This window comes from Niallia sp. 01092 (genome assembly GCF_052318935.1).
GTDB lineage: Bacteria > Bacillota > Bacilli > Bacillales > Cytobacillaceae > Niallia.
The window spans coordinates 190,890-208,652 of sequence record NZ_JBQRKO010000001.1 but is presented as its reverse complement, the minus strand read 5'-3'; the positions used below and the strand labels follow the sequence as shown (position 1 = coordinate 208,652).

At 33.5% G+C, this 17,763-nt stretch carries 19 protein-coding genes; 16 read left to right on the top strand and 3 right to left on the bottom strand.

The annotated features are described in order from the left end of the window. The first annotated feature begins 181 nt into the window (after nt 1-181). The 15 genes from ACTXGU_RS01075 (at nt 182) to ACTXGU_RS01005 (ending at nt 13,526) form a co-directional block, all read left to right on the top strand. A complete protein-coding gene (locus tag ACTXGU_RS01075; RefSeq protein ID WP_443479640.1) occupies nt 182-922 on the top strand; it encodes an SDR family oxidoreductase in 741 nt (246 codons plus the stop codon). Further along, nucleotides 923-1,108: a MerR family DNA-binding transcriptional regulator gene (locus tag ACTXGU_RS01070; protein ID WP_443479639.1), complete on the top strand. Its 186-nt coding sequence runs from the start codon at nt 923-925 to the stop codon at nt 1,106-1,108. Nucleotides 1,109-1,278: 170 nt separating this feature from the next. Then, nucleotides 1,279-2,796 (top strand): LysM peptidoglycan-binding domain-containing protein, encoded by a 1,518-nt coding sequence (locus tag ACTXGU_RS01065; protein ID WP_443479638.1) that lies wholly within the window; start codon nt 1,279-1,281, stop codon nt 2,794-2,796. Nucleotides 2,797-3,019: 223 nt separating this feature from the next. Continuing rightward, the gene (locus ACTXGU_RS01060) at nt 3,020-3,619 is read left to right on the top strand and encodes a TetR/AcrR family transcriptional regulator (RefSeq protein WP_443479800.1); all 600 of its coding nucleotides are present in this window, start codon (nt 3,020-3,022) and stop codon (nt 3,617-3,619) included. Between the two features lie 42 nt (nt 3,620-3,661). Continuing rightward, nucleotides 3,662-4,405 carry an SDR family oxidoreductase gene (locus ACTXGU_RS01055; RefSeq protein ID WP_443479637.1) on the top strand — a complete coding sequence of 248 codons (744 nt, stop codon included), beginning with the start codon at nt 3,662-3,664 and terminating at the stop codon, nt 4,403-4,405. A gap of 357 nt (nt 4,406-4,762) precedes the next feature. Next, nucleotides 4,763-4,942: a hypothetical protein gene (locus ACTXGU_RS01050; protein WP_443479636.1), complete on the top strand. Its 180-nt coding sequence runs from the start codon at nt 4,763-4,765 to the stop codon at nt 4,940-4,942. A 169-nt stretch (nt 4,943-5,111) separates the two neighbouring features. Then, nucleotides 5,112-5,636: a DUF2867 domain-containing protein gene (locus ACTXGU_RS01045; RefSeq protein WP_443479635.1), complete on the top strand. Its 525-nt coding sequence runs from the start codon at nt 5,112-5,114 to the stop codon at nt 5,634-5,636. A gap of 4 nt (nt 5,637-5,640) precedes the next feature. Beyond that, nucleotides 5,641-6,189: a short-chain dehydrogenase gene (locus ACTXGU_RS01040; protein WP_443479634.1), complete on the top strand. Its 549-nt coding sequence runs from the start codon at nt 5,641-5,643 to the stop codon at nt 6,187-6,189. A gap of 419 nt (nt 6,190-6,608) precedes the next feature. After that, nucleotides 6,609-7,193 carry a UPF0175 family protein gene (locus ACTXGU_RS01035; protein WP_443479633.1) on the top strand — a complete coding sequence of 195 codons (585 nt, stop codon included), beginning with the start codon at nt 6,609-6,611 and terminating at the stop codon, nt 7,191-7,193. A gap of 96 nt (nt 7,194-7,289) precedes the next feature. After that, complete coding sequence (locus ACTXGU_RS01030) at nt 7,290-7,451, top strand: hypothetical protein (protein ID WP_443479632.1); 162 nt, start codon at nt 7,290-7,292, stop codon at nt 7,449-7,451. Nucleotides 7,452-7,840: 389 nt separating this feature from the next. Further along, the gene (locus ACTXGU_RS01025) at nt 7,841-9,286 is read left to right on the top strand and encodes a DEAD/DEAH box helicase (RefSeq protein WP_443479631.1); all 1,446 of its coding nucleotides are present in this window, start codon (nt 7,841-7,843) and stop codon (nt 9,284-9,286) included. 267 nt (nt 9,287-9,553) lie between these two features. After that, nucleotides 9,554-11,173 (top strand): FAD-dependent oxidoreductase, encoded by a 1,620-nt coding sequence (locus ACTXGU_RS01020; RefSeq protein WP_443479630.1) that lies wholly within the window; start codon nt 9,554-9,556, stop codon nt 11,171-11,173. Nucleotides 11,174-11,342: 169 nt separating this feature from the next. Continuing rightward, nucleotides 11,343-11,915: an SF0329 family protein gene (locus ACTXGU_RS01015; RefSeq protein WP_443479629.1), complete on the top strand. Its 573-nt coding sequence runs from the start codon at nt 11,343-11,345 to the stop codon at nt 11,913-11,915. Nucleotides 11,916-12,326: 411 nt separating this feature from the next. After that, nucleotides 12,327-13,106, top strand: coding sequence for an LAGLIDADG family homing endonuclease (locus tag ACTXGU_RS01010; protein WP_443479628.1), 780 nt, complete (start codon nt 12,327-12,329; stop codon nt 13,104-13,106). Between the two features lie 48 nt (nt 13,107-13,154). Next, complete coding sequence (locus tag ACTXGU_RS01005; RefSeq protein WP_443479627.1) at nt 13,155-13,526, top strand: rRNA methyltransferase; 372 nt, start codon at nt 13,155-13,157, stop codon at nt 13,524-13,526. A gap of 244 nt (nt 13,527-13,770) precedes the next feature. Here ACTXGU_RS01005 and ACTXGU_RS01000 read toward each other — a convergent pair whose 3' ends face one another. Both ACTXGU_RS01000 and ACTXGU_RS00995 read right to left on the bottom strand, forming a co-directional pair. Further along, nucleotides 13,771-14,217: a hypothetical protein gene (locus tag ACTXGU_RS01000; RefSeq protein ID WP_443479626.1), complete on the bottom strand. Its 447-nt coding sequence runs from the start codon at nt 14,215-14,217 to the stop codon at nt 13,771-13,773. Between the two features lie 121 nt (nt 14,218-14,338). Beyond that, complete coding sequence (locus tag ACTXGU_RS00995; RefSeq protein ID WP_443479625.1) at nt 14,339-14,992, bottom strand: TetR/AcrR family transcriptional regulator; 654 nt, start codon at nt 14,990-14,992, stop codon at nt 14,339-14,341. A gap of 650 nt (nt 14,993-15,642) precedes the next feature. Here ACTXGU_RS00995 and ACTXGU_RS00990 point away from each other — a divergent pair. Beyond that, the gene (locus ACTXGU_RS00990) at nt 15,643-16,620 is read left to right on the top strand and encodes a DUF3800 domain-containing protein (protein WP_443479624.1); all 978 of its coding nucleotides are present in this window, start codon (nt 15,643-15,645) and stop codon (nt 16,618-16,620) included. A 120-nt stretch (nt 16,621-16,740) separates the two neighbouring features. Here ACTXGU_RS00990 and ACTXGU_RS00985 read toward each other — a convergent pair whose 3' ends face one another. Beyond that, nucleotides 16,741-17,709, bottom strand: coding sequence for a CobW family GTP-binding protein (locus tag ACTXGU_RS00985; RefSeq protein WP_443479623.1), 969 nt, complete (start codon nt 17,707-17,709; stop codon nt 16,741-16,743). Nucleotides 17,710-17,763 lie beyond the last annotated feature (54 nt).

Here is a 17,763-nt window from a genome sequence, read left to right as displayed (position 1 = left end):
TTTCTCTACAAAGGAGGAAAAGCTTTTTGATGTTGTTTCAAAATAGGGTACAGCCACATTTCTTACATAAATACCCAATTTAATATAATAAATGGAAAGGTTTCAAAAAAATTCTTGACCTAGAGTAAACTCTAGCTATTATAATAAACAGCATCTTACTGAAAGAAAGGATGGAAAAAACATGTTGAATATCAAAGGGAAAGTAGTCGTTTTAACAGGAGCATCTAGTGGAATTGGTGAAGCAACAGCTAAAGTGCTTGCCAAAAATGGTGCTAAAGTAGTTCTTGCTGCTAGACGTAGGGAGCGATTACAAGCCCTGAAGGAAAATATAAACAAACAAGGTGGAACAGCTGAATTCAAGGTAACAGATGTAACTTCCCAAAAGGAAGTAGAAGAGCTTGCACATTTTGCTTTTAATACCTTTGGACAAATTGATGTGCTGATCAACAATGCAGGCATCATGCCTCTTTCATATTTACACGAAAGAAAAGTAGCGGAATGGGACCAGATGATTGATGTTAATATCAAAGGTGTACTTTATGGTATTGGTGCTGTTCTTCCATACATGCGAAACAAAAAACGCGGTCATATAATTGATGTATCTTCGGTTACAGGACATATCGTAAACAAGTCATGGGCTGTCTACTCAGGTACAAAGTTTGCTGTACGAGCAATCACAGAAGCTCTAAGACAAGAAGAAGCAATAAATAATATTCGCACGACGATTATTTGTCCTGGAGCGGTGGCAACAGAGTTGGTGAATACTGTTACTAATGAAGAAATCAAAAAAAATATTGAGGAGGGTTTGCAAATTGCAATACCTCCTGAAGCTATTGCAAATGCAATCCAGTATGCCATTTCTCAACCAGAAAATACCGCTATAAACGAAATGATTGTAAGACCAACGAATCAAGAATTATAAATGGGGGTTAAAACACGGGCTATACAATCGGTCAATCCGAAGCAAAAGGAATCTATTCATATTTTGCGATATTATGAGAATGAAGGGATTATGCCTTTTATAAAACGCAATGACAATGGAATACGGATTTATGAAAAAGAAGAATTGGATCTATACGCTGTCTTCGAGCGACGGATTAGCCGTTAAAAATTGGAAGAAGTTTGTTTCTCTTATTATGCAGGGAAATAAGACTATTGCTTACTTTCAATTAATTAATCTTTTTAATTTTACCACTAAGTTCCACTATTATTTCAGTAAATTAAGATAGTATTATATATCTTATGTGCAGATAGAAAAATAGGAGGAACAGTTTAATAGTGAAAAAGATTTTTAGTTTTTTAATTATTTTTTTAATAGTAGCAAGCCTTCTACCTAGCAAAGGAGTGGCAGTCTCTAATTCTCTAACTATTGGTTCTGTCAAAGTAGACAAAGTCAATGTATATAGTTCAGCAAAATTAAGTTCACAAATATTAACTGTGCTGAACAAAGGGGAAGAATATCCAATTATCACTTCAGTCGCAGGGGATTCTACAAGTTCGATTACTCATACAGTTGTTGCTGGCAACACATTATGGATTATTGCAAATCAATATGGAACAACAGTAAGTGAAATACAAAAAGTAAACAAACTAAAAACTACGCACATTACCGTTGGCCAAAAATTAAAAATTCCACAGAAATATACTACTCACACAGTTGTTTCTGGAGATACATTATGGAAAATTTCTCGTAAATACAGTGTAATCGTAAATGATTTAACAAAGGTAAATTCTCTCCGTACGACAAAACTTACGATTGGGAAAAAAATTAAAATTCCGATTTATTATTACCAAGTTCAATTACTTGGCGGAAAAAAAGGATGGATTAAAAAGTCCCTTGTTCAAGCGTCAACTAAAGACCGTATCATTATGGGATGGAATTATAATGGAACGACAGAAAGCTACATCCAACAATTGCAAAATAAAAAAAATCTAGAGGTAGTATCACCACGTTGGTTTTCGTTAAATAGTTCAGAAAATGTAGTGACTGTTTCTGCCAATGCTAAGTACGTTCAAGCTGCACACGCATCAGGAAAACAAGTATGGCCGTTGCTTGGAAATAAATTTGATCCAGTTTTAACGGATTCAATCATAAGCAATCCTCAAAATCGCCAAAAGCTTGTTTTAACATTACGTGATTCCTTGATCCAAAGCAATAGTGATGGAATAAATGTAGATTTTGAAAACATAGATATAAAAAACAAACAAGATTTTGTCCTATTTATTAGTGAGCTAAAAACTGCTCTTAAACCCTCTGGAATTGTAGTTTCTGTAGATGTTACCCGTACAAACAACGATCCATTTTGGTCAGGGAGTTTTGATCGCAAGGAACTTGGAAAGATAGCTGATTACATTATTATGATGGGTTATGATGAGTATTGGTCAGGAGGAACTCAGTCAGGTTCGGTTGCTACCTTGCCTTGGGTTGAAGAAGGAATTCAACTGTTGATGAGCGATGTACCATCTCATAAAATCATTCTTGGTGTCCCATTTTTTACAAGAGAATGGGTTACCAATTTATCCACTAATAAAGTAAAAAGTATAGACCGAACAATGACCGAAGTGAACCAAATTATTGCTGCAAATGGCTTGCAGGAAGTATGGGATGAAAAAGCTTCCCAAAATTATGTTGAATTCATTGCGAATGGAGAAAAACATCAAATATGGGTTGAAGACAAACAGTCACTAGAACTTAGGCTAAATATTGTAAAACAAAATCATTTAGCTGGAGCTGCAGCATGGTATATTGGTTCTGAAACTCCAGATATTTGGGATATTTTTCATTTTAATCAATAATAAGTTTAAATATCGTTTCATCTAATGCTCGGATAAAGTTATCCGGGCTTTTTTTTGTATACAATAATTTGTCTCTATGTAAATAAAGATAGTATCACAGCTAAGGAAAAGAATTACTTTAAAAATCCAAATAACAAATTACAAATTATAATATTTGTCATTTGTTATTTGTTATGTTAATCTCAAATCAGGAGGTGAGAGCAGCAATATTTTATTGCTGATTATGGAAAAGAAAAATACTATTTTAAGTAAAAAAGACATTCTAGATGCAGCCGAAAAAACATTTCGTCACTATGGACCGAAAAAAACATCTGTAACTGATATAGCAAAATTGTTAAATGTAAGTCATGGAACGATTTATAGACATTATTCCAGTAAAACCGTATTAAGAGAAGCTGTAACAGAGAGATGGTTGGAAGAAGAAATTATTGCTCCTCTGCAAGCTCTCATCAATTCTGAAGCAGCAGATTCAGAAGAATTATTGAAAACATATTTACTTCACTTAATTTCTCTTAAGCAAAATCATGCCCTAAATGATGAAGAAATGTTTGAAATGTATGCAGAAGTGACAGCTGAATCAGCTGCTCTTATTCAACATCACGTTAATTGCATTATCGAACAATTAATCTTCGTCATCGAAAAAGGGATTAATGCAAATATCATAAAAGAAGTAAAGGATAAAAATAAGTTAGCACGATCTATTTTTTTCGCAACGGCAAGATTTCATCATCCTTCTCATGCGTATGAATGGAAGAGCAAAACAATTAATGAAGAGTTCGATCAAGTATGGGATTTAATAAAAGAAGGCTTTAAAAAAGTATAAAATCCGGTAAGCAACAAAAATAAGAGAAAGAAGGGATTATACATGACGACAAATATAAGCGGAAAAGTAGCGATTGTGACAGGGTCTTCAAGAGGAATAGGAAGGGCAATAGCTGAACAATTAGCAAGTTTAGGAGCTAAGGTTGTAGTTAATTATTCCAGTAGTCGCAAAAAAGCAGACGAAGTTGTAAAAAGCATTCAAGAGAAAGGCGGGGAAGCGATTGCATTAAAAGCAGATATTGGTAATATAAGTGATCTTGAAAACTTATTCGCTGGAACTATTCGTGCTTTCGGAAAATTAGATATTTTAGTTAATAATGCTGGTTTAATGGTAAACAAACCTCTTTTAGAAGTGACAGAAGCAGATTTTGACCAGCATTTTGCTATTAATGCAAAAGGTACTTTCTTCGCTTGTCAATTGGCAATGAAGCATATGGAGAAAGAGGGGCGTATTGTGAATTTATCCACTTCTGTAAACGGGCAGATGTTCCCTTCCTACAGTGTCTATGCTGGAACAAAAGGAGCTGTTGAACAATTCACAAGACAGCTTGCAAAAGAATTTGGACCTAAACAAATCACAATCAATGCAGTTGCACCAGGGCCAGTTAACACAGCGCTTTTCACATTTGGCAAATCTGAGCAACAAATTGAAGGGATAAAGAAGTTGAATGCTTTTAACCGCATTGGTGAACCAGAAGATATCACGGATGTCATAGCATTTCTAGTAAGCAAGCAATCACAATGGATAACAGGTCAAACAATTCGAGTTAATGGTGGGTTTATTTAATAGATTAAAAGTTCAGTTATAAGTCCTTCTGCCTTTTTTGACCTACAAGGGCCAAGTGCAGGCTCTTACCAAAAAAAGAAAGGATCATATTCTCGTTAATGCTAAAGGGAAAAGCTATCGTTCCATCAAATAAAAAGATGTTTTTCCTGTATATAACGAAAGGACAATCTATTTATGAAATAATATTTAGAGTAACAAAGAAAGAGATCGATAATATGCTGAGAAAATATCATACAAAAGAAAAGACTATGTTTTTTTTCCGAAAAGTAGGTAAAGAAGAAATAAAGAAAACTAAGTATTTGCCTGATTACGGATGGACTTTCAATTGGTTGCACTAAGTCTAGGAGTGATGCTAAGGTGCAAAGAGATATTGAAAGATTCGGCAATGCTTTTCCCAATGGTGTATTTGCCTTTCCACCAAGTTCAGAAGCACCAAAAGTAAAGATTAGAGCATTAGGAGAGTATTGTAAAGCTAAAGGTATCGAACCAAACGATTTAAGCCCTAAAGAAATGGAGCAATTTTTATATTTTGAGTAAGATAAGAAAGGAAAAGTCCGTACATATAGGGGCTTTTTTATTGAATATGCAAATAATCTATTCTATTTTTTGAAATTGTATTCACTCCAAAATTATAATAAGTAAATGAATAGGTTTCACACTGAAAACATAAGTGGTAAAGTCAAAAAGGAGAAGGAGTGAAAGTGAAATGATGAAAAAATATGTTATAGAAGAGGTGTCCATTCCTAAAAATTCCTTGGCAAGCCAAGCTTTTACTTATAAACATTATTCAGATGCATATAAGGCTCTACTACCTGATAAGGCAGATTTTGATGTAGATACAATAACGCGGTTGTTTTTCACTTCTGTTCCTTCTTGGGTTTCTCATTTAATGATGGTGCGAGATAAAATAGTTAGGCTTATTGGGTTAAAGACATCTAATCGGTTTGAAGTACAAAATATGACATTTGAGCAGGGAAGCAATACGGGAATATTTCATGTCAAGAATCGTTCATCTAATGAAATATTGCTAGGGGAAGATGATCGTCATTTGAATTTTCGTATGTCCATTTTATTAAACGAAGGGAATGGATCAACATATGTAACGGTATCGACTGTAGTTTATATGAATAATTGGTTAGGAAGACTGTATTTTTTTATGATAAGTAAAATTCACAAATTCCTCGTCCCTGTCCTGTTAAAGAATATGATACTAAATATAAACAGGATGTGATAGCATGAAACACGCTTTAGTAGTTGGTGGTACAGGAATGTTATCAAATGTATCTTTATGGTTAATGAACAACGGATATCACGTATCTGTAATTGGTCGAAACCCAGAAAAAATGAAGCGTCTCATAGAAAGAGCTGAAAATGATTGTTTGATTACACCAATTTTGGTTGATTATCAAAATGAAAACGAGCTTAATGAAAAAATGGAATTTATCATTAATAAAAACGGTGAGATTGATTTACTGATTGCTTGGATACACTCTTACGCGAAAAATGCACTGGAAATTATTTTAAAACACAATTCTATAAACCATAACCAGTGGACTTTACTTCATATTTTAGGAAGTAGTTCAGATTTATTAAACATTAAGAGAAATATTAAAGTACCAGCTAATTGTTTTTATAGAATCGTACAGCTAGGTTTTATTATTGAAAATAATTATTCGAGATGGTTGACACACGAGGAGATTTCGAATGGAGTAATTAAAGCAATTGATAATGCGAATACAATAAATATTATAGGTGTTACAGAGCCTAGGGAAAAGCGTCCATAATTATAAGTTTGAATTACAAGAATACTAACATCGAAAATAGAAACAGAATACGGATAGATTTGACTAAAAAAATTGCTGTATACTATATTAGAATATATATAATTGTGTTCAAATGGGAGAGCTTTGTTGTCTACTGGGGTAACGACGTGACGAAGTAAATCGATAATTAGGCTTCTCGAACTTTTTGAACAACTTTTATATGGAATGTTAATGAAATCATTCGTGCAACGATGGAGTCTGTTCCTTCCAATTGGAAAATCGTAAAAAATCCTTCGATTCACACATGGATAAAACTTTTAACGCTGTGAAAGTATCTTCCATGCCAGAAATAGAGGAAGTGCAAGAAACGAATTGAGACGCTGACGGGGTATTTGTTGCAGGTTGGTGTGTAAGTAAATATGACAATTAGAGAGGTTTGAATGGGAAAGACAAGACGTGGCCATTATTGTAGAGGATGTGGATGTTATCGACCTAATGAACAATTTAGTGGAAAAGGACATCGTCAACATCTATGTAAAAATTGTAAAAAATCTAGAAGAAAAGAGATAAAGAAAAATATTTCCAATAATTTTGAAGAATGGGACTCTATTATTGAATCAGATGAACATTTTGCATTTATCGTCGATTATACAGAAGGTGGAGCACCTATTGGCATTACCCATGAAGAATGGGAAGAAATTGAACGAAATGAAAATAATAGGAGTGAGGAGCAAGTTTTAATTACTGTCCCAAAAGACGTAGCTTCCAAACTGAAATCGATAAACAGTCAGCAATCAATAGACGAAGCAATTCATACTTCTTTTGCGATTACTTTATTTTTGGCAAATAGAATATCCATTGAAAGAGCAGCATACATAGCAGATTGTCACGTAAATGACTTTATTCACCTTTTACAGCAAAATCAGATTCCTTGGAATATAGATGAAAAATCAGGAAATGAAGACTATCAGCGAAGTATTAATGATTTATTAGTCAAAATTGATAATATAATAGAGAGAGAATGATGAAATATAAATAAACCGAAATATTTAATGCTATACTTGAGTCAAAAGGATATACGTATTGCTACTTTATCAAAACTTTGTTAGGGGGTCTTATTAGTGAATAATAAAGAAAACGTAATTTTAATTGCCTCCGCTCCAAAAGGATATGGACAAAAAGTTGTAACAAATCGATTGAATCAAATGAGCGAGATAGAGCAAGTTTACAAAATAAACTGTCCAATATTAAAAATTCATCACGCTACGTCAAATAAACAGTGACCAACTTTACATTTTTGTAAAGTTGGTCTTTTTATGTAGACCCAACAAATGATGGAGAAGTTTGATAAAAAAATCTTATTCTTATTGATGAGATGGTAGAATGTGAAAGGGGAATTTCTTTCGGAAAATAACAACAAAACATGGGCATTTTCTATGTAGGTAAAGCAAAAACAGAAAATTTTTGAATGCGGGATTTACTTTATTCTAGCTTTGTGATACCAATTTTTTTGATAAAAATGTCTGTTCGTTACTTATTTCAATCAATCCATATAAAACGCTACTAGTCTGAAATTTCATGTATAATGAACATATTCAGATTTTGCATAAGATATTTCCATTTGGAGAATTCTATATATAAGTTGAATAATAATATAAAAAGAGGTTAATACATGATTGAAAGTAATTTTGAGGAATTTCCATTAAGCAATGAAATAAAAAGAGCACTTACTGTGTTAAAGTACGAAACTCTTACAGAAGTTCAACGTGAAGTTTTGCCAAAAGCATTGAATAATCAAGATCTTGTCGTGAAATCTCAAACAGGCAGCGGGAAAACGGCCTCCTTTGGTATACCTATTTGCGAAATGATAGATTGGGAGGAAAAAAAGCCACAAGCATTAATTCTTACACCAACTCGGGAGCTTGCTGTTCAAGTACGTGAAGACTTAACAAACATCGGCAGGTTTAAACGAATTAAAGCGATGGCCGTTTATGGAAAAGAGCCCTTTTCGAAACAAAAGGAAGAATTAAAACAAAAAACGCATGTTGTTGTCGGTACACCTGGTCGTGTGATTGACCATATTGAAAGAGGAACCCTTCCTTTAGACAACATAAAGTATTTTATCATTGATGAAACCGATGAAATGCTAAATATGGGGTTTATTGATGAGGTAGAAGCAATTATAAAAGAACTTCCTTCGAATAGAGTGACAATGGTATTTTCTGCAACATTGCCAAAAGATGTTGAAAATCTCTGTCATCAATATATGAAAAATCCTATTCATATTGAAATTAATGCTAACCAAATAACAACGAATACAATTGAACATCGATTAATCGAAGTGAAAGAAGAAGAAAAAATTTCCTTGCTTAAAGACGTAACAGTGGTTGAAAACCCAGATAGCTGTATTATTTTTTGTAGAACAAAAGAACATGTTGATTCCGTGTTTAATGACCTGGAAGAAGCCAATTATGCTTGTGAAAAACTACATGGTGGATTAGATCAAGAAGATCGCTTTGCCGTTATGGATGGTTTCAAAATCGGGAATTTCCGTTACCTTGTCGCAACGGATGTAGCTGCAAGGGGAATTGATATTGACAATGTAACGCTTGTTATTAACTATGATGTTCCAATGGAGAAAGAGAGCTATGTTCATCGAACAGGAAGAACTGGTCGTGCTGGTAATAAAGGAAGAGCGATTACGTTTGCAACTCCGTTTGAAGGAAAATTTATTAAAGCAATTGAAAACTATATTGGCTTCGACATACAAAAAATGGAAGCTCCATTACAAGAAGATGTAGCTAAAGGAAAAGCTGCATTCGAAGAAAAAATGAATGGACGCCGACTTGTTAAAAACAACAAAACGGCACGAATAAACAAAGATATTATGAAGCTGCATTTCAATGGCGGAAAAAAGAAAAAGCTGCGAGCAGTCGATTTTGTTGGAACTATCGCGAAAATTCCTGGAGTAACAGCAGATGATATTGGAATTATCACGATACAGGAACAGTTAACCTATGTCGATATACTGAATGGCAAAGGTTCATTAGTCTTACAGGCTATGCAAACGACAACAATCAAAGGAAAGAAAGTGAAGGTTAGCAAAGCAATTAAGTAATGCAATCAAACATAAATAATGAGCTTCAAATTATATAAACAAAAATCAAGCACAGTTCTTTAAAAAGGATTGTGCTTTTTATTTATTTTCAACATTGTACACTAATTCGGATATTATTCATTTAATTAACTATTTTATTATGTTAATGTAGTTTATTTACACAAATATGCTAAAATTTTCGAACTTAGACTCCAGAAAAATAATCTTACTATAATAATTACAGTGAAATTTGACTGTTTTAATCCTTAAAGTTTATTCTTCCGTTAAATGGTAAAGATAACATTAAAAACATTAAATGGAGGATTTTTAGTGATAAACAACAATCATAATAATGGGAAATTGCCACAAGACCCTGAATCCTATTGGACAAAGGATATTCAATTGCCTGATTTTCCGCGTTTGGATGAAGACATACAAGTTGATGTCGTTATTGTAGGAGGGGGCATTACCGGCATTACCTCTGCGTATCTTTTAGTGAATGAAGGCTTTAAGGTTGCCATTTTAGAAGCGGGGAAATTACTGAATGGGACAACAGGTCACACTTCAGCTAAAATCACCGCCCAACATGATGTCATTTACGATGAGCTTATTCGCTATACAGGTAAATCGATGGCAAGTTTGTATTATGAGGCCAATACAGAGGCTTTAATGTTTATTAGAGGATTGGTAGAGAAGCATCAAATTGATTGTGATTTTGTTAACCAAGATGCCTATGTATACACTACAACTGAAAAAAATGCACGTAAACTAGAAAATGAGGCGCATGCTTATAAAGAACTGGGGATAGAAGGCGGACTGGTTGATACCATTCCGTTTAACATCGAAATAAAAAATGCGCTTGTGATGAAAAACCAGGCACAGTTTCATCCGGTTAAATATTTGTTTCACCTCATTCAAACCATTACAGAAAAAGGGGGACAAATATTTGAAAATACTACTGCAGTGAATATTAAAAATGGAAAGCAGCCAGTCGTTCTTACTCGGGGAAGCGCGTCTGCTTTAGGCAACTATATTCTATCCTGTTCTCATTTTCCATTTTATGAAGGAGCAGGTCTTTATTCTACAAGAATGCATGCAGAACGTGCGTATGTTATCGCTGCTAAAGTAAAAAAAGAGTATCCAGGCGGAATGTATATTAGTGCTGATCAGCCAACAAGATCTCTCCGTTCAGTAACAATAAACGGGGAGGAAATGGTACTCATAATTGGGGAAAGTCATAAAACTGGGCAAGGTGAAGATACATTCAATCATTACAAAGCTTTAGAGACGTTTGGCCAAGAAGTTTTCGGACTCGAACATATTCCTTATCGCTGGTCAACCCAAGATTTAACAACACTTGACAAAATCCCATATATCGGAGAAATAACTTCCGGAAAAAAGAATGTATTGATTGCATCTGGATTCAGAAAATGGGGAATGACAAACGGAACGGCGGCAGCACTGTTGTTTAGAGATATGGTAGCGGGGAGAAAGAACAAGTATGAACAATTATTTGCCCCTTCACGCTTCCATATGAACCCAAGTCTGAAAAACTTTTTAGTAGAAAACGCAAACGTTGTCAGTCATTTAATTAAAGGAAAATTGGAAACTCCTTTTAATCGAATCTGTGATTTATCCAATGACGAAGGTGCTGTTATTACGATAGATGGGCACAGAAAAGGTGCTTATAAAGACAAAGAAGGGAAGCTCCATATTGTCGATACAACCTGTACACACATCGGATGCGAAGTCGAATGGAACAGCGGAGAGCGGTCTTGGGATTGTCCGTGCCACGGATCTAGATTTTCGTATACTGGTGAAGTAATGGAAGGTCCAGCTGAAAAACCATTGCAAAAGTACGATTATAAGATGATTGATAACTTGACATCTGAGGATTCTGGGTATTAGATGTAACCAATAAGATACAAACAGCCAAAATAAACCTTGGCTGTTTGTATTTTTTCTAGAGTAGTAAATACGAAAACAAATCAGATGTTTTATTTTTCCAATCCATGTATAATTATAGAAGAAAGTGTTATTCAATTAAAGACCAGAAAAAAAAATTGGAGGTTGCCATTTGTTATTTAGTCCAAAATGGAGTAAAGCAAAAAAGCATTTATCAAATTTTATATGTGAGCCATTGCGTAAGAGAGTGGATTTTCAAGTGATCAATTACCGGAAAGCTCATGATCAATTAGGCAGAGCTGTAATTACTGTTGATAAAGTGGAAGTATTAAGCATGTGTACCATTACAGCGGAAATTGAAGAATATTATAGAGAACGTGAAATACGAGCCAAAACTAATCAATATAACTGTGACTATAATGATGTAACCAAAAATCGTGCTATACAAGATCAGGCTCATAAAATGCTTAAAGCAGAAGGAATTTATGGTCAATACGATTTTTTCTCAGCATTAGAAGAATACTTTAACTCACCAATTGAAGAATTATTAAAGTCTTCAGAAATTCTGATTAAAATTCTTTGTCTATTAGATCGTCGCATCGGTAAAAGAACATTACGCAAGTTTGAAATGGAAGACGAGCATGAACTTGTTCAATATTTTTATAAACTTCGTTGTGAGGTTGAAAAAATAAAAGTAGTTACATTATTTCTTAAAAAATCGGTTGTTAATTTAGGAAAGGAATAGATACAATAACATCGATAGCTAAAAGTTTCCTTAATTGGAAAATTTTTTTATTTGCAGTTAGATTTAAGAAAAAATATTAGGTGTACTGATTAATCAATAATATCCAAAAAATAACTCCTTTCTTAAAAGAGATGTATAATTAGGGAAAACTAAATCGTCTGAAAAACCACTGCAAAACAGCCAAAGTGATGATTGGCTGTTTTTTATTAGTACGTTTTCTGCTAATTGATGGATACTTTTTTTAGAAATTTGTTCAAATAATGAACATTGCTCTTAAACTGTTTACAAACGGAATATACGTTCGTAAAATTAATCATAAGAACATTCATTCTAAGAAAAATAAAAACCAATCAATTGCACGAATTCACAAAATTATTAAGATGGCAGAATATTAATATCAGGGGGAATAGTATGCCGAGAAATCCAGGAATGACAGATGAAGTAATTATTAAAATGTACAAAAGTGGAATGCCCTTTAAAAAGATGGTACCAATTGTAGGCATCTCTGCTCAAGCTATTCGTAATGTGATGTATAAGCATGGTGTGAAAATGAATCGGGAACAATCATCAGGGCAGCCACGTAAGCATAGAGTAAATGAGGATTTTTTTAAAATATGGACACATGAAATGGCATGGGTATTAGGTATTATTTTAACAGATGGAACAATATCTAAACAGACACATACTATTACCATTACACAAAAAAATGAAAGAATTCTTCATTTGATTGCCGATTATTTAGAAGCAAATTGGAACATATCAGCAATATACCCAACAAGAAAAACGCCAACACTTATAATAAATTCTAAAGAAATAAAAATGGATTTAGAGAAGTTTGGTATTATACCAAATAAATCCTTAACAGTTCCATTTCCAAATATACCAGAAAAATTTCTCCCTTCTTTTATTAGAGGTGTAATCGACGGGGATGGGTGGGTTCAAGATAGAGGATATGTAATGAATGTAACGACAGGAAGTATTAAATTTGCTGAAGGATTGCTATCTGTTTTTAAATCATGGAATTTACGGACTGAGATAACTTCTGATAATAGATTCTCAAAAAATACAATATTCCGAGTTTGGGTAAAAGGTAAATACGATCTGCCTAAATTAGCAAAAATAATATATAATACGACTGAGGATAATTATGTATTTTACAAAAGAGAACGAATGGAAAAACATTCTATATAACTGCAGATATAATATATACTACATTCTCACATTTTGGAGGTAATAAATATGTGGAAATTAACAAATGGAAAATTAATTCAAGAAACTGATGTAGCAAGAATCCCGTTTAGAACAAATATTAGTAAAGTATTACTTAAAGAATTAAATGAACTTGCTGAAGAAAATGATACACATATCAATTATTTAATTGAAAATGGCTTACAGTATGTATTGTCTAACAAAAGTATTACTTATAATAAAGATTTAAGACCTAAAGATCGCATTCAATACAAAACAACATATGATAAAGAATTACTTGCTAATCTAAAAGATTTTGCAAAACAACATAATTTATATTTAAATGATGTGATTGAATATAGCTGCCAATTCATTAATATGGACGAAATAAAAAACAGAAGTTACAAACATAGAGTGGAATAGCTATTTTGCTATTTCATAAAACGCCATCACCATAATATATATTATGATCAGCAATTAAATAAAACAAAAATTCCGTCTCATTATTAAGTATACTTTTAATAGTGAGACAGAATAAAAATTTATTAACTTTTTATTTAATATTTTAAACTTTTAAATTTATAAAAATTTGTATTTTGCTGACACTATTTCTTTTAAAACTACTGAGCAACGTTCGTCGATTACTGGGTTCACTTTTTAAACAGAATTACTTTACAATAATGACAAAGTCATGCTGATTCATTCGGATATACGTACTAATTCGTTTCAAGCTATTAGGAACAATCTCCTGAAACCTTTCATATAATCGATTTACTGTATAGGATAGTTCATTATCTTGCTCTAGATCTTTAAAAGAAGCAATCCCATTAAACTTATTATTCCGCTCCTCAATAACCTTATTCGTATCTTCAAGTAGCTGTAGCATGTTTTGGTCCTCAAAATAAAGCAGTCCCTCGGTCACTCCTGGCCAATACCCCGGAGTCTGAAGCAAATAAGCTACCCAAGAATAATACTCGATTGCCGAATTCTTAGCATGATCATAAAATACCCTGAACATACATAATGCCTGCTGACCCTTGTTCAAACTAGTTATAGCCTGCGCCTTAGCAGTAGCATCTTTCCCGCGAATACTTAAAAGCGTTGTCTCCCCCACATGCCCATCCCAGTCTTTCGTCACTTAATGTATCAAAATCTGATTGCTTCATAGTCACTAATGTCATTTATACACCTCTTTTTTTGATTTACACGAATGTCAATATTAAGGGCAAAAAAATTTACTCCGGTATGACGATAGCTAAAGCTGTTTCCGTCACTTGCTCCAGTACAACCATTAATTGATCTTTTATCTCTTGTTCAGAAGTCTCATTCTTGTGAAGTTCCTGTTGCAATTGGCCCAGATAGTTCATACCTTGAGATATGGCTCCCCAGAATTGCATGGCTATGAGGCTCGGGTTCCCTTGACGAATTGTTCCTTGCTTCATGCCCTTTTCAATGGTAGATGTCATAGGCTGAATGAAATCCTTCACCCATTCAAAGGAAGAGAATTGTTCTTCCGTGTACAAAAAATGGATATCTAGACTGATGCGCATATAAAAGCGTGATATCGCTGGTTCTTCCAGAACTTTCCTGCAAACTAACCGTGCATACTCGCTTAGCAATTCCAGTGCAGATCCTTTCTGCTCGAAATGGGAAACAGTCGTCCTTTTGGTCTTGCCCATCATATGTTCATACAACTCACGAAACAAGGCTTGCTTGTTCTCAAAATAATGATACACCAAACCGCGTGCAAGACCGGCCTTTGCAGCAATATCACCAACCTCGGTAGCTGAGTATCCTTTATCCGCATACACAAGTATGGCTGCTTGCAATATTTCCTGTTTTCGCTGTCTTCTAATTTCTTCATTTTGTTCTTTTGTACGTGGTGACACAAGTATCCCTCTTTTCATTGACATTCATGTTAACCAAAATTATACATGTAAGATTGTTACATGTCAATTTATACCAATCTCCTCGAGTACTATCTTTTAGACTTTTTAAACAAACGTATTAGAATCACTCTTTTGATGCATCTCATCCAATCTTTGACTTCACGTATTTTGGCTGCACATACAGGATCATATTGAGCCTACTCAATCCAGTGTGTAGAATAACTTAGCCGTGAATGTTCAATTCCTTTATAATTCATATAGTGCACATTTTACGAATTGTTAAATAATATATACTTATCAAACGTACGTTTGGTATAATAAGCATAAAAATAAAAAAGCATTCCGTATTAAAGAACACTCTTTTGCAAAGTCGGTTAATTTTTATACACTCATATGAGTACGTATAAGAATTAATTTTTCATATTTTTATTTGCTCACTTGAGCACGAATATATTGGTTATACACTTTTTAGACTAATAAAAAAGAAAAAATAGCTCAGCCCTGCCGTGTCGGTAGCGGGGAAAAGCTATTTCCGTGCATGTATTACCAGCTCTACAAAACGGTAGCGGAGAAAGTAATACGATATATTTTATGATGCAATTATAACATCTATACATTGTAAGTCAACCAAAACATTTAGGAAGTGTGGTATGAATTACTTAATATATTTTGACGAATCGAATAAAATTGACCAATTTAACAAAGAGTTCTCTTATTATGGAGCTTATAGTGGCACAGATAATGCGTTGGCCAACCTTGTAAAACAAATTAGAAAAATTTATAAGAAGAGCCAGTCTAACAGAGAACTTCATTTTCGTGAATATACAAAGGATACTCATATAAAAAAATATTTTCAAACATTACATACAGTTATTAATGAGAACATTAGAATTAATATATTAATAGTTAATAATGAAGATGCCTTTTCTGCTGCAGATAAAATTGGATTGTCGGCTACTGAGTTACGAAACCTGTTCTATATTAAAATACCTGAAAGGCTTTTTTATGGATTAACACGTGATTTATCTCACATTGGCAATAATAGTGACTTAGTTAATGTAAAGATAAAAATAGATAGCAACGATGAATATGATAAATTGTTTTTAAATGATAAAATCATTGAACAAATGAATGCTCATTCTGCTTATAGGAATAAAAATTATCGTGTAAATAAGGTAATATCACAGGATTCAGAGAAGTCTATCCCACTACAGATTGTTGATACTTTTATGGGAATAGTAGTCTTTTTGTTAGAACAAGGTTTTTTAGAACAATCTGACCATTCTATAGTGAAGAGTGACTTAATATATCGCTTTTTATCAGTTGAAAATAATATCAATCGTTTCCAAAAACAAATAAGGTTATTCAAATGGACAGGAAATGAGGAATTGACTCAAATAAATATTGCAGAATACCTCTCCCCTTTTATAGTGTATAAAACAAATTATGATATAAATGAAATAACTAAAATTCAAAAGTTATTGTTAGAGTATCCTGAAATTTCTACCAAAGAGTTACGAGTCATGCTGGAATATCCAAATACAAGGTTAAGGCAGCTGCTTGGATATAAAGACCAAATTAATGGGATTGGAAGAAATACATACCTATTAGAAGATATATATAAATAAGAAATCAATAAAATATAACCTCCTTAATTTACCAATAAAATCACTGATTTGATAGCTAATTAAGGAGGTCATTTTTATTTGCCTTCTCTTTTGAAATTTTTATTACAATAAATTACTTGTTCAAATATTAACAGCAAGTTCATGAATAGCACGCTTTACCTGCATCTTATCAAAATGATCTCCAATGAAAACGGCTACTGGTTCTACAGACTGTTGAAGGTTTATTTTTACAAATTCTATTTCCCTATAGGCATATTGAAATAAATATTGCTCATGATCCTCTATGAATTTAATCACCCCTTTTGCTCGATACACTTCAGAAGGTATTTCACTAAACAGTTTCTTAAATTTTTGACGATCGACCGCTCCATCAAATCGATGCGTATAAGTCATGACATGGTTATGCGTATGATGATGAGTATACTCGCTCGCTTTTTCAATAGAAGGATACTGCTGTTCATTTTGACCACGAAGTTCTCCTTCTCTATGGATAGAAGTAAACAGCACGTCCATATCTATGTCACAACGTAATGTTTCTATAATATTAGCATGCGGGTTTAATTGCATAAGCTGGTTTTTGACTTTTTGGTTATGCTCGTCTGTAAGTTGGTCTGTTTTATTAAGGAGAAGTAAATCGGCACAACGAATTTGTTCCTCCATAAGGCGGCGCGTCTTTCTTCTTTCATGCGTAAGCGCAAGAAAATGCGGTGCTGAGACAACTGTTGTTACAAGTTTTAACTCAATATCAACTTTTAAAGAAACATTTGTAATTCCTTCGATGAGCTCCAGTGGATTGGCGATCCCGGTTGACTCAATGATAATAATATCTGGTTGGAATTGGTGGTACATGTTTAAAAGAGTCGCACCCAAATCTTCTCTTATCGTACAGCAAATACACCCGTTTAACATTTCTGTCATCGGCACATCATGATCTACTAAAAGCCCGTCTATATTTACATCTCCTATCTCGTTCATGATAACAGCCGGTCGTTTCCCTTGCTGTTTAAGATAATTTAACATACCGGTTAATAAAGTCGTTTTTCCACTACCCAAAAATCCTGATAGGGCATATACAGGAATTATTTTCAATTCATTTTCCCCCTTATTTGATTTGAATCACTGGTGATGAACCTGTTCGTTAAC